The sequence below is a fragment of the Methanosarcina sediminis genome (assembly GCF_052056915.1).
Taxonomy (GTDB): domain Archaea; phylum Halobacteriota; class Methanosarcinia; order Methanosarcinales; family Methanosarcinaceae; genus MTP4.
Genome location: NZ_CP195119.1, coordinates 1,354,033 through 1,366,818, shown reverse-complemented (window position 1 = coordinate 1,366,818; position 12,786 = coordinate 1,354,033). Strand labels below are relative to the sequence as shown.

The 12,786-nt window shown below is 45.8% G+C and carries 11 protein-coding genes; 4 read left to right on the top strand and 7 right to left on the bottom strand.

Features of this window, described 5'->3' with window-relative positions; genetic code table 11:
- Both ACSAZK_RS05670 and ACSAZK_RS05665 read right to left on the bottom strand, forming a co-directional pair.
- A complete protein-coding gene (locus ACSAZK_RS05670; RefSeq protein ID WP_440956411.1) occupies window positions 1-495 on the bottom strand; it encodes a hypothetical protein in 495 nt (164 codons plus the stop codon).
- Window positions 496-643: 148 nt separating this feature from the next.
- Window positions 644-1,243, bottom strand: a complete 600-nt coding sequence (locus tag ACSAZK_RS05665; RefSeq protein WP_440956410.1) for a class I SAM-dependent methyltransferase — start codon at window positions 1,241-1,243, stop codon at window positions 644-646.
- An 849-nt stretch (window positions 1,244-2,092) separates the two neighbouring features.
- Here ACSAZK_RS05665 and argH point away from each other — a divergent pair.
- On the top strand, window positions 2,093-3,568 hold the full coding sequence (argH, locus tag ACSAZK_RS05660) for an argininosuccinate lyase (RefSeq protein ID WP_440956409.1): 1,476 nt from the start codon (window positions 2,093-2,095) through the stop codon (window positions 3,566-3,568).
- Window positions 3,569-3,846: 278 nt separating this feature from the next.
- Complete coding sequence (gene gatD, locus ACSAZK_RS05655; RefSeq protein ID WP_440956408.1) at window positions 3,847-5,115, top strand: Glu-tRNA(Gln) amidotransferase subunit GatD; 1,269 nt, start codon at window positions 3,847-3,849, stop codon at window positions 5,113-5,115.
- Between the two features lie 141 nt (window positions 5,116-5,256).
- Here gatD and ACSAZK_RS05650 read toward each other — a convergent pair whose 3' ends face one another.
- From ACSAZK_RS05650 to ACSAZK_RS05630, 5 genes are all read right to left on the bottom strand, one after another.
- Window positions 5,257-6,171, bottom strand: a complete 915-nt coding sequence (locus tag ACSAZK_RS05650) for an energy-coupling factor ABC transporter ATP-binding protein (RefSeq protein WP_440956407.1) — start codon at window positions 6,169-6,171, stop codon at window positions 5,257-5,259.
- Window positions 6,168-6,932 (bottom strand): cobalt ECF transporter T component CbiQ, encoded by a 765-nt coding sequence (gene cbiQ, locus ACSAZK_RS05645; RefSeq protein ID WP_440956406.1) that lies wholly within the window; start codon window positions 6,930-6,932, stop codon window positions 6,168-6,170. Before cbiQ ends, ACSAZK_RS05650 begins: the two co-directional genes overlap by 4 nt.
- A 467-nt stretch (window positions 6,933-7,399) precedes the next feature.
- Window positions 7,400-7,897 (bottom strand): hypothetical protein, encoded by a 498-nt coding sequence (locus ACSAZK_RS05640; RefSeq protein ID WP_440956405.1) that lies wholly within the window; start codon window positions 7,895-7,897, stop codon window positions 7,400-7,402.
- Between the two features lie 3 nt (window positions 7,898-7,900).
- Entirely contained in the window at window positions 7,901-8,569 is a 669-nt protein-coding gene (cbiM, locus tag ACSAZK_RS05635; RefSeq protein ID WP_440956404.1) for a cobalt transporter CbiM, read from the bottom strand.
- Between the two features lie 392 nt (window positions 8,570-8,961).
- Window positions 8,962-10,149: a PGF-CTERM sorting domain-containing protein gene (locus tag ACSAZK_RS05630; RefSeq protein ID WP_440956403.1), complete on the bottom strand. Its 1,188-nt coding sequence runs from the start codon at window positions 10,147-10,149 to the stop codon at window positions 8,962-8,964.
- A 429-nt stretch (window positions 10,150-10,578) separates the two neighbouring features.
- Here ACSAZK_RS05630 and ACSAZK_RS05625 point away from each other — a divergent pair, with 429 nt between their 5' ends.
- Window positions 10,579-10,737, top strand: a complete 159-nt coding sequence (locus tag ACSAZK_RS05625; protein ID WP_197076138.1) for a symporter small accessory protein — start codon at window positions 10,579-10,581, stop codon at window positions 10,735-10,737.
- 149 nt (window positions 10,738-10,886) lie between these two features.
- Window positions 10,887-12,545 (top strand): sodium:solute symporter family protein, encoded by a 1,659-nt coding sequence (locus tag ACSAZK_RS05620; protein ID WP_440956402.1) that lies wholly within the window; start codon window positions 10,887-10,889, stop codon window positions 12,543-12,545.
- The last annotated feature ends 241 nt before the right edge of the window (window positions 12,546-12,786 follow it).

The following is a 12,786-nucleotide window of genomic DNA, read 5'->3' as shown; positions in this document are numbered from 1 at the left end:
TCACACCAGAATTTCCCTCAGAGTTTTAACGTTATTTTTTGATATTGAGAGTAGATAAGTTGCATCATTTTTAATCTCAGCGAACTCCTTATTTTTCAACATATCTTCAAAAGATTTCCAACTAATGTCTTCAAAAAATTGGATATTTCTATCAACGGAAGTCTTCATTTGTAAGAGTTTCCGCAAATCGTTTCCTTCAAGATATATAAGACTACCGTGATTGTAAATGATTTGATCAAGAGTTTTTGAAGATGAAATAAGCTGCTTTTCACAGTTAACCGGTCCTAATATTTTATATTCAGTAACAACTTCAATGATGGCACTACAAGCCAGGAATAGCGGATAATAAAGAGTAGCTTTTTTTTTATTTATACCATCAAAATGTCGAAAAATTAATGTTGATACAGAACCAAATATTCCAGACCCAATAATTATACTTATTAAATTACTTTGATCACTCACAGTTTCTATAATCTCTGTGGCGTTAAAGTACATATTAGTGAAATAAAATTAATCAGTTTAATACTTTTTTGTTTTAATTCATCTGTATATATTCTTCCCTACATTACGGATTGTTAAAAAATTAGCGCATTCACTTTAAGAATGTAGTCATAGATATGAAAACCTGCTAATCTCAAGAAGGTCATGGCTTTGACCTGATCTTCCGGAAAACGTCCTTGAAAGCCAGGTTTTTTACATCCTTAATCTTAAAACCCGCCTTTCCGATGTTTTCCACAGTCCTCCGGTTAACATTAATGCCTGTCAGAGCAACCGAAATCGGGTTGATGAAATCTTCATAAGCAGCAATCAAAGGGTTATTGCTCCTCATATGTTCCAGGTTGATCATTTCGCCGTCGGGTTTCAGGACCCTATACATTTCTTTCAGGGCTTTTACGGGGTCCGGGATGGAGCAGAGGACAAAGGTCGTTATCACGTAGTCAAAACTATTTTCCGGGAATTCCAGGTGCTCGGCGTCCATCAAAAGCAGGGTCACGTTTTTCATGCCTTCGGCTCTTTTCCGGGCTTTTTCGAGCATCCCTTCGCTGTTGTCAATGCCTATGACCGAGCAGTCCTCAGGATAGTATTTCAGGTTCTTTCCGGTCCCTACCCCTACTTCCAGAACCATTCCCCTTAAGTTCGAAAGGGCTTCTTTTCTCCATTTGCTGTAATAAAAGAATTCCATGGGAGATTCCATTAAATCGTAGACTGCAGACATTCTGTTGTACTTTTCAGCTACGGACATTAATTAGTTTTATACTTTAATTCCTGATTAGCTTTTTTACAGAACCTGGGAAAATTTAAAGGGTTGGAAAACGCTCATTAAGGCATCTGTTGTAAAAGGGGGACAAATGGCCAGGGAAATATTTCACCTGAACCCGGAAACCGCTTTTCAATCAGATGTGAATAGGTGCCTCCGCCAGCTTTCCTGGCGGCCCTCACAAAAAGGAAATGAAAATTAAGAAATTAAATAAGTTGAAGATGTTGTAAAGATTATTTACAGGTTAGATGCCTCTTAATCATTCTCTATGGATCAAATGATTTTCACTTCAAACCCCTGTTGGTTTTTGTGATGGTTTCCCACAAAAGACAACAAAGAACCGGTTATATTTACTTTTGTTTTGTTTCAACTACTGCCGGTTTTTCAGACTACTTTCAATTTTCTTCTATTTTATTCTGGAAAAGCCGTTCACCTTCGGTGAACGGAACAAGAACGACGTGAGATGACTAATTCCGGTTGCTTGGGTTTCTCCAGGCGCAAAAGTTCCGGAACACAAAAGTCTCTGAATACGAAAGTCTCTGAATACGAAAGTCTCTGAATGCAAAAGTCCCAAAAATACGGCAAATCAGGGAAAGCGATTCATATTTAACTGTTTGGAGCAATACCACGCTGCAGATTTTAGAGTATTCCGGCTGCCTTTCAAACAGGCAGCAAAATTTCAAAATCACATTAATATCATATCAAATTCATATCAAAGCAAAACCACATCAAACCAAATTCAAATCAAACCAAAATAATATCATATCAAATTCATATCAGAACAAAATCACATCACAGAAATTCATTTCACGAAGATCATACAGAGGGACTCAGATGAGTAATATTTTACGCAGAGGCAGGTTAGAAGCAGCCCCGGACGAGGAAATTTTGCGCTACACCTCCTCCATGGAAGCTGACAGGTGGATTTTTTACTCCGACATCGCAGTGGACCTTGCCCATACCGTGATGCTGAAGGAGCAGGGGATCATTGAGGCCGAGGACTGTGGCAAAATCCTGGACGGGCTTTTGAAGATAAGGGAAGAGGGCATGGAAAAGCTTGATTTCAGTTATGAGGACATCCACATCTCCCTTGAATCCCGGCTAATCGACATGGTGGGAGAAGACGTGGGAGGCAGGATGCACTCCGGGCGTTCCCGGAATGACGAAGTTGCGACCTGTATCAGGTTGACTCTCAGGGAAGAACTGCTTGGGCTGCTCGAGGAACTGCTTGCCTTCAGGAAGACTTTCCTTGCTCTTGCCGAAAAGCATGCAAAGACTCTCATGCCCGGCTTTACCCACCTGCAACACGCCCAGCCGACGACCCTGGCCCACCACCTCTGTGCCCATGAAGCGGCTTTCGGGAGGGACTTTGACCGGGTACTTGACGCCTTTTCCAGGGTCAACCTCTGCCCCCTGGGGGCTGCGGCTTTCGCATCCACGGGCTTTGACCTCAACCGGAAGCGGACCCAGGAACTCCTGGGCTTTGCGGGCATGCTGGAAAATTCCATGGACGCTGTGAGCAGCAGGGACTTCCTTATCGAGTGCGCCTCCGTGTTTGCAAACCTCATGATCAACCTGAGCAGGATGGCCGAGGAACTGGTGGTATGGTCCTCTTCCGAATTCAACTTTATCGAACTGGACGACACCTACGCCTCCACCTCCTCGATCATGCCCCAGAAGAAAAACCCGGACACAGCCGAACTCATGCGCGGGAAAACAGGCGTTGCGGTCGGGGCTCTCATGACCCTGCTCTCAATCTGTAAGGCCCTTCCCCTGAGCTACAACCGGGACCTGCAGGAAGCTACCCCGAACATCTGGCGCTCCGTGGAAACCGTCAGGTCCTCGGTCAGGGTAATGGAAGGTATGATCAGGACCATGAATGTCCGCCCCGGAGTGCTTGAAGCCCAGGCGGTCACAGGGTTTACCACCGCCACCGAGCTTGCGGACACCTTTGTCCGGGAAACCGGAATTCCTTTCAGGACCGCTCACCAGCTCGTCGGGGTGCTGGCAAGGGAAAAGGAATCTCCAACCCTGGAAAAGATAGACTCCGTGGCCGAAGTCGTGCTAGGGGAGTCCCTTTCGGGCAGGGGATTGACGGAAAAAATGGTACTTGAAGCCCTTGACCCGGTATCGAATATCGAGCGTCGGAAAGTAACCGGAGGCCCGGCCCCCGAAGAAATGGGACGCTACCTCTCAAAAAGAATTTCCGAAACCGAGTTCAATTCTCAGGAAATCATAACCTTGAAGGACTCCATAGACTCCGCCTTTGAAGCCCTTCTGGGAGTGGTGGAAGAGTACAGGAAAGGCTGAATGTACGGGAAAGGCTGAATGTACGGGAAAGGCTGAGTGTACAGGAAAGGCTGAGTGTACAGCAAAAACCGGGGTTCAGCAAAAAATGAAAGTTTAGTAAAGACAGAATGCCAATAAGCTTTCAATTAACTTTTCCCTTCAATTAACTTTTTAATAGTACGTTGACCTCTTAGGTATGGAAAATTCAGGAATGAAAAATTCAGGAATTAAACTTCACGAGATCACGCAAAAAAATCACGATCACTCAATACTTCAAAACTCAGAAAAAGGGACCGATCATGGATTTTAAACAGGGCGACTGGGTACGCATAGAAAAGAACGGCAGCGTGTACGAAGGCAAGGTGATGCCTTCCATGGAAGGGTACATTACGATTAAGATGAAAAGCGGCTACAATGCGGGCTTTTGCAGGGATGAAGTCCGGGTTACCCTTCTGGAGAGCGAAAATGAAAAAGAGGCTGAGACCGGAACAAAAGAAGCAAAGCCCGGGCCAGAAGCAGCAGCCTCCGGAAAGGGAAAACTCCCGAAGGTAGCGATCCTCTCCACTGGCGGGACCATTGCTAGCAAGATCGACTACCGGACAGGGGCCGTTACCTCCCAGTTCACCGCCGATGACATCCTTTCCGCGATTCCCGAACTTAAGGAAATTGCCGATTTCAAGGGCAGGGTAATCTCAAGCATCCTTTCCGAGAACATGGACCAGGCTTCCTGGGAAAACCTTGCAAAGGCCGTTGTGGAAGAAATCAAAGCCGGTGCAGAAGGGATCATTGTGACCCATGGGACGGACACCATGATGTACTCGGCAGCCGCCCTTTCCTTCATGATTGATACCCCGGTCCCAATTGTTTTTGTGGGTTCCCAGAGAAGTGCCGACCGTCCCAGCAGCGACAACGCGATGAACGCCATCTGCGCAGCCTGCGTTGCGGTAAGTGACATTGCTGAAGTCTCGGTGGTCATGCACGGCACGACTTCGGAAGACTACTGCGAGATCCACCGTGGCACAAAAGTTAGGAAAATGCATAGTTCCCGCAGGGACGCCTTCAAGTCAGTAAACTCCCTGCCCATAGGGACAGTCGACTACGAGACCAGGGAAATCAAAACCCTTATTGACTATACGAAGCGCGGAGAAAAAAACCTGCAGTTCAAGCCCGGCATGGAGCCTAAATGCGCCCTTATCAAGTTCACCCCCGGCGCTGATCCGGCGGTCCTCGACTATTACGTAAACGCAGGCTACAAAGGTCTGGTGATCGAAGGGACAGGTCTTGGGCATGTCTCCACAAAGTGGATTCCCTATATCCAGAAAGCAGTGGCAGCAAAAATGCCCGTGATAATTACCACCCAGTGCCTGAGTGGTCGGATCTGCGACCGCGTCTATGATACGGGCCGAGATATCCTGAAAGCAGGTGCAATCGAAGGTGAAGACACCCTTCCCGAAACTGCTCTGGTAAAAATGATGTGGGCGCTCGGGCAGACCGATGACTTCGAAACAGCCGTAGAGATGCTGAGACACAATCTAAGCGGGGAAGTTACGGCGTGCACGCTGGGATAAGGAAAAAGGCGGAAAAACGCACATAATTAAGAATGAAAACCAGAAACGGGAATTTACCCGTTCTCTTTCTACTTCCCTTTCCACTTCTCTTTTTCTACTTCTCTTTTTTAAGGTTATTATTTTTGAGCACTTTCTTGATGTTCACATCCACACACTGGAATAGTTATTCATAATCTCTTTCACTGCGCTATGGGTATGTTCGTGCATATGCAGGTGGATGTGGCCGTCCCTTTCGATTGAATTAATAACTTCGTTTACGGCTTCGTCAATGCATAAAGGCAAGTTGTCGCAGTTGTAGCCGAAGCAGCTCAGGACCTTGAAGAGCTTGAAAACGTCCGGGGCGTCCAGTTTGTTTTCCCTGAGGAGGTTGAAGTCCGAGAAGATTTCGCGCGGGCTTCCCTCGGCGACGATTTCCCTGTTCAGGACGTAGACACGGTCTGCGATTTCGGCAAGCACGTTTACATCGTGCATTGCGATGATGACGGTGATTCCCTCTTTTTCATTCAGTTCGTTTATGACCCTGATGAGGTCGGAACGGCTCTTAGGGTCCAGGTTTGCAGTGGGCTCGTCAAGGACAATTACCCTGGGATGCATTGCGATTACCGCAGCCAGGGCGACTTTCTTTTTCTGCCCGCAGCTGAGGTGGTGAGGGACGCGGTTTTCCAGGCCTTCGAGCCCGACACATTCGATTGCGTATTTCACCCTCTTTTCAACTTCCTCGCGGGAAAGGCCCATGTTGGTAGGGCCAAAGGCAATGTCGTCGAAGACGGTTGGCATGAAAAGCTGGTCGTCAGGATCAGCGAAGACTATCCCCACTTCCCGGATCCGCTCCGCAATTGCCATATCCCCGATGCTCTTCCCGAAGATTTTCACGTTCTTTTCAGGGCTTTTGATTGTCCCGTTCAGGTGCAGGAAAAAAGTTGTCTTTCCGGCCCCGTTAGGGCCTATAACTGCAACCTTTTCCCCTTCGAAGACTTCGAGATTCACGTTTTCCAGGGCTTTTTTATTCCTGGGATAGGCATAGTTCAGGTTTTCAACGGATACTGCGACATTCATAGGATCACCGGGAAGATGTGGAAGAGGACAGCTGCGCTGAGCAGGACTCCGCTCAGGACGTAATCCGAACCCTTCATTTTAAATTTTGTAAGAATTATGGGGTTGCCGGTATAGCCCCTGGCTACCATGGAGCTGTAGACCCGGTCTCCCCGTTCGTAACTTTTAACAAGGAGCATGCCCACGGCGTTTCCCAGGATTGACAGGGCATGCCTGCTATTGCCTTTTATCTGGAAACCCTTGGATTCCATAGCGTTTTTCATGTTTCCGAACTCATCTATAAACACGAAGATGTAGCGGTAGGTAAACATGAGCATTTGTACGAGTATGCCCGGGACCCTCAGCATATAGAGCGCTTTTAAAATGGCTTCGAAGCGCGAAGTCCCGAGCATCAGGAGTGCCAGGAAAAGGGCTGCTGTAGCCCGAAGAACAATCAGGGTGCCGAGATGCACACCTTCATAGCTCACACGAAGCCCGAAAATGCTGAACAGTTCCTTTCCACCCACGGTAAAAGCCATAATTACCAGAATTGAGACTATAAAACCAAGAGGCACTTTGATACGGCTGAACACGAAGCCGAGAGGCAGGCGGGAAACTATGAGCAAAAGTAAAGAAAAAGCGACCGCAATGGCAGCTGCATTTATGTTTTCCAGGAAAGCAAAAGAGAAGATGAGGACAGAAAATGTTATGATTTTAGCCCTGGGGTCAAAGCTATGAATAGGGGAATTAAGGGATGCGTATGCATCAATCCTGGGATAGTCCATTCGTTTTCTCCTCTATGAGTTTGTTTTTCAATTAATTTATTTCAATTAATTTATTTTAATTAATTTATTTTAATTAAGCAAATACTGATAAATTTATTTTGACGAGTAAGTATTGATTAATTTATTTTGATTAAGTAAATACTGATTCGATTATACATCAAAAAACATCCGTAAATTAGATGGCAATTATTATTATTATTATTATTATTATTATTATTATTATTATTATTATTATTATTAGTGGTGTTATCAGTTAGTATTAGTGTTATTAGTTATTATTAATTTTAGTATTAGTACTATTACTATTAATAAGTGAGAATTTCGATAAACCTCTGATTCCCATGAATTGTTTATACACCCTATATACTCGTAAACAACCTGCAAAATGTTGGGTTTTTTCGAAATCCTCTATGATCTATTATTCGAATCTTTTTCGAATATTCACCTATTCATCACTTCTATAGTTATTAACTCTTTTCATACTGTTTTTTCATCTTCCTGGCACTTATCATCATGCCGACCCCGGCAAGCCCTATAAGGTAGCCGAAACCTGCAACCACTCTTGCAGGGAGGGGGAGTTCGTCTTCATGGGAACTTGAAGCCTGGTTTTCGAGGTCAATGGTACCTCTTGCCCTGTGCCCGTCCTGTTCTACGACAATGCTGTACATCGTTTCTCCCCTATCGGTTAGGAAGGTGCAATAACCATCTTCGTCCGTGCTGCCCTCAAAATAGAGCTCTTTGATATCCTTTCCGCCTTCATCCGTGCCCGTTATCAGGTATACGGAAACATCGGCATTTGCCATGGGGGATCCGCCTTCGTACCAGGCTTTGACCTGCATTTCGTCTCCTGCATCTGCACCCACGAAGTATCCTACAAAAGCCCTGTGGGCAGAAGCAAGAGGCATGAACACGGAGGACATGATCAGTAACAGTGCAAGAACTCTCAGACATCGGTTAATATTCATTTTTCAGACATCTCCCGCAGATTTACTTACATTTAATTCTTCTTCTTTATCCATATCTTCAGTAGCTATTGGCAGCATTTCCGGCTTTACTTTCAAAAGATAGGCAACGACAGAGCCGGTAACAGCCGCTTCAATAAGCATTATCGGGATGTGGGCCAGGGCTGCAACCTTTGCGACTTCCATAAACTGTTCGCCCGTAGTAACAAGGGATATCGAAAGAAGCACGACAGTAATGACAATTGCAAACCCTCCGCAAAAAGCTCCGAGAAGCGGGGTAGAAATTCCTTTGTCGTGGCCTTTTTTGAAAATAAGGTAACAGATGATTGCCGGAAGCCCTACGTTTAAGGAATTAATCCCGATAGTCGTAACTCCCCCATGCTGCAGCAGCAGGGCCTGAAGGGTTAAACCTATGACCATTGCAAGGTAGGCAAGCGGCCCGAGAATTACTCCCAGCAGCCCGTTAAAAATCAGGTGTACACATGTAGGCCCTATGGTAATGTGTATAAGGGACGCAACAAAAAAAGCACCTGCCATAACGGAAAACTTGGGAATCTCCTCAGCGATATCAAAATATTTTTTGCTCCACCAGAGACTAAATATAACTAAAACAATAGTTACTGCCCAGCCGGCTGTTATCACCGGAACAGATAATACTCCATCTGAAATATGCACGGTTAATTCACCTTTTTAGATTTGGGTTTGAATTTGAATTATCAATAAATTCGGATACCAGTTACTTCGGACGCCAGTAATGAGAGTTGCCAATTAAACTACACTTTATTTGAGTATAAAATCAAATTAAATTGGGGTATAATAAAAAAATACTTGTTTTCATTTGCGTTTTTTCTCTTAATCCTGCTTTCCTTTGATATATTACAAGGCTTTCACCTGAAAAGAGACCAATTAATAATAAATAAAACAATTTTGAATCAAATTACCGTGTCTTTAAAAATCATCCCTTTTCTTCCCTTTTCAAATCTTTCCGGAAAGATACGCAATTTGGGCAGGGCTTGTGCGAAAAAACAGAAAAGGAAGGGGAAAATCCTTCCTTTGATTACCTAAATTTACTTTCTTCTTGCGAAGAATACTGTGCAAAGCATTCCTGCTACAGCGAGGACAAGGCCAAAGCCAGGTGCACTGTTTCCGGACTCTTCTTCGGCAGCATCTTCGTCTGTTTCAGTTTCGGGAGCTGCCTTTGCTTCGGCTGCAGACGTCGGGTTTTCAATGGCTTCCTGGAGTTCGCCGACGTTTTCCTTAATGTCAGCTACGATGTATTCGGTTTCGTGATAGTAATCATGGGTGTTGTCAGCATATTCGGCGTGGGTCTCGGGAACCATTCCGGTGAGTTCATGGAGATTGTCGTGCTTGGACTCGATTATACCTGCACACTCTTCAAGGTGCTCGTTCATTTCCCCGATTTCCTCGTCAATGGCTGCCTTGTTGGCTTCAACGTCTCCTGCGAGACCCCTTATGTTTTCCACATGCTCAAGGACCTCTTTAGCACAGTGCTCGATGTCGTGGGAAGAAAGGTGGATTTCCTCACCAACTGCACGAATGTCTTCCGAGAGAGCTTCGTCATCTGCAATGTACTCGGTCTCGTCGTGGATTTTGCCTGCATAATCAAGCAGTTCGTTTGCGTTTTCCTCTACTTCATCCAGGGCCGCTGCAACGTTCCCGCTTACAGGTGCTGCGGATGCTGCGGATGCCGTTCCGATTCCAAGGGATTCTTCGAGTTCTCCGACATGGGAGTCGATGCCCCTGAGGACTGCCTCGGCTTCATGGTAATAGTCATGGGTGTTGTCAGCATATTCGGCATGGGTTTCGGGAACCTCGCTTCCGAGAGCATGGACAATGTCACCCTTGGATTCCATGATTCCTTCGCATTCCTCAATGTGCTCTTTCATGTCCGCAATTTCAGCCTCGATTGCATCCATGTTCGCTTCGGGGTCCGCAACCAGCCCGTTAAGGGTTTCCACGCTTCTGAGGAGTTCCTGGGCACAGTGGTCAATATCGTGAGAAGAAAGGTGGACTTCTTCTCCCTTTGCCCTTAAAGCCTCATCGAGACTTTCATCATCAGCAATCATTTCAGTCTCATCATGGATGTTTCCGGCTACGGCAGAAAGCTCCTCTGCGTGCTCACCGATTTCTGCCACAATAGCAGCGGGGGATTCTTCATGTGCAGAAACAGGGAAACTGCAGGCAAGCATTACCATCAATATCGCAAGTAAAATTGATTTAATTCCTTGATTCATTTTTCCAACCTTCATTATATTAAACACTATATCAAAATAAATGTCTTATATAACAATTTTAATCAGTAATTTCAAGTAACGATTTTATAAGTAATTATATGGATTTTCAAGTACCTGAGGCACATTACCCTGATAAATTGGACAATTGTACATATTAAACGATTTATCCAGCTAACAACTATTAGCCGAAGAGGTAAAGAGAGTTCTATAAATCGGCGATATATAAACAGTGTGAACAAGTAAAATTGATTATTTTATAGAAAATTTCCCGGGAAAAACCCTGGAAATCATCCTCAGTGATAAAATAAAATAAAACTGTTTTTGGCATATTAAGACAATATCTTTAAATACCAAAAACCCTGATATGAACTATGCTAACAAGTGTCATGTTAACGAGTAACAGATTAACATTATCAGAAAGGTGTAGAGATGTTAGGAATCGATGATCCACAGATCTGGCTTGCATATGTTTCATGTGTGGTAAGTGCACTCGGCTGCATTGTGTACGGGGCATTGAACTGGAAAGAAGGAGAGGAAGAAGAGCAGGCAGTAATAAGTAGTGCCATGAGACCTGCTGTTCAGGAATAAGCTGGTCGGACATAAGCCGGTAGAAAGCTTGCGGAGATCGGAGTTTCAGAGATATTCCGGTAAGGTAGCTCCTGGTAAGCCTGTAGAAAAAACGGCATGTGACTAACCAATTAGCTTTTTTAATAGACGTTTTTTAAGGAGCGATTTTTATGGCAGTCGATACTTCAACTCTCATCATCCTTGTTCTGGTGTACCTTGCATCCATTTTCTACCTCGCTCGTCTGGGTTACAGGCAGAGTTCCCAGACCGACGGATATATGCTTGCAGGCCGGAAGGTGCACCCGGCCATCATGGCCCTATCCTACGGGGCGGCCTTTATCAGCACCTCGGCGATCATCGGTTTCGGGGGAGTGGCCGCATCCCTGGGAATGGGACTCCTGTGGCTGGTCTTTATGAACATCTTTTTCGGGATCTTCATAGCTTTTGTGGTCTTCGGACCGAAAACCCGGCGCATGGGACTTAACCTCGGAGCGGTTACCTTTCCCGAATTCCTGGGGAGGCGTTTCCAGTCCCGCTTCATCCAGGGCTTTTCCGGGCTTCTGATAGGGTTATTCATGCCACTGTACGCAGGAAGCGTACTCATCGGAGCTGCCCGGTTCCTTGAAACGACCCTGGGGATTAACTACAACTTTGCCCTTCTGATCTTCACGATTATCATTGCTTCCTACGTTATCAAAGGCGGGCTGCTTTCCGTCATGTACGTGGATGCCTTCCAGGGCACCCTCATGTTTATCGGAATGGCCTTTTTGCTTATCTTTACCTACGTAAAACTGGGAGGCGTCGTGGGAGCTCACCAGACCCTTACCGATATGGCCCCTCTTGTCCCGCAGTCCCTTGTTGACATCGGGCATCAGGGCTGGACTGCCATGCCTTCCCTCGGGTCACCGCTCTGGTGGACGATGGTCTCCACCCTCTTTCTGGGAGTCGGCATAGGGGTTCTTGCCCAGCCCCAGCTCGCAGTCAGGTTTATGACGGTAAAAGACGACCGTTCCCTGAAAAGGGCAGTCCTTGTCGGAGGCCCTTTCATCCTCATGATGGCAGGTGTGGCATACGTGGTGGGATCCCTTTCCAACGTGTACTTCTACAGGACCACGGGCCAGATCGCTCTTGAGGTTGTAGGGGGCAACACGGACCTTATCATGCCGGCGTACCTTAACAGCGCCATGCCCGAACTCTTCGTGATGTTCTTCATGTTAAGCCTGCTCTCGGCTGCCATGTCCACCTCGGGAGCCCAGTTTCACGCCATGGGCACGGCCATAGGGCACGACTTCTACCAGGAAGGTATCAAGAAAGGAAAATCCAAAGATACCACCATCCATGCCACCAGGATCGGAATGGCCTTTTCCATCCTTTTTTCGGTCATCCTGGCCTACATCCTCCCGATAAGCATAATCGCCCGGGCAACAGCCATGTTCATGGGTCTCTGTACCTCAGCCTTCCTGCCAATCTACATGGGAGCACTCTTCTGGAAGCGCATAACAAGGGAAGGAGCCCTGGCAAGCCTGGTCGTAGGAACGTTCGGAAGCCTTTTCTGGCTGGTCTTCGTCCACGCAAAAGAAGCGGTCCCCCTCAAGATATGCCTGGCAATCTTCGGAAAAGCTACCCTGCTTTCAGGAACCTGGACCCTCGTGGACCCGATTCTTGTTGCAACCCCGCTTGCATTCCTTGTAGCAATCGTGGTAAGCCTGGCAACAAAACCGATGCCGGAAAAATTCCTAGATAAGTGCTACAGCCTCAGGCCCCAGGATGAGGATGAAGACGACTTTGAGCACCTTGCACACACAAATGCCGATACGGCAAGCGTTTGAGCAGGCTACCTTTCAGGGCAAATCATCCCCTTCTTTTTTTCTTTTTTATTCTTCCTTTCTTTTTTTTTGAATTGACCCCTCACATAAAACAGTGTTTTTAAAAATCGCTTTCCCTTTGCTTGTTACATATATATTTACTGACAATGTATAAATCCAAATAAATATATTTAAATAAATAAAACAATTCAAAAAAAACGCCTAGCATTCTAAAGAATATCATAATTTTTTTAAAATATTTAAA

Excerpts from the sequence above, each read along its gene's own strand:
- ACSAZK_RS05670 (WP_440956411.1), bottom strand. The coding sequence starts at position 495 with ATGTACTTTAACGCCACAGAGATTATAGAAACTGTGAGTGATCAAAGT.
- ACSAZK_RS05665 (WP_440956410.1), bottom strand. The coding sequence starts at position 1,243 with ATGTCCGTAGCTGAAAAGTACAACAGAATGTCTGCAGTCTACGATTTA.
- argH (WP_440956409.1), top strand. The coding sequence starts at position 2,093 with ATGAGTAATATTTTACGCAGAGGCAGGTTAGAAGCAGCCCCGGACGAG.
- gatD (WP_440956408.1), top strand. The coding sequence starts at position 3,847 with ATGGATTTTAAACAGGGCGACTGGGTACGCATAGAAAAGAACGGCAGC.
- ACSAZK_RS05650 (WP_440956407.1), bottom strand. The coding sequence starts at position 6,171 with ATGAATGTCGCAGTATCCGTTGAAAACCTGAACTATGCCTATCCCAGG.
- cbiQ (WP_440956406.1), bottom strand. The coding sequence starts at position 6,932 with ATGGACTATCCCAGGATTGATGCATACGCATCCCTTAATTCCCCTATT.
- ACSAZK_RS05640 (WP_440956405.1), bottom strand. The coding sequence starts at position 7,897 with ATGAATATTAACCGATGTCTGAGAGTTCTTGCACTGTTACTGATCATG.
- ACSAZK_RS05630 (WP_440956403.1), bottom strand. The coding sequence starts at position 10,149 with ATGAATCAAGGAATTAAATCAATTTTACTTGCGATATTGATGGTAATG.
- ACSAZK_RS05625 (WP_197076138.1), top strand. The coding sequence starts at position 10,579 with ATGTTAGGAATCGATGATCCACAGATCTGGCTTGCATATGTTTCATGT.
- ACSAZK_RS05620 (WP_440956402.1), top strand. The coding sequence starts at position 10,887 with ATGGCAGTCGATACTTCAACTCTCATCATCCTTGTTCTGGTGTACCTT.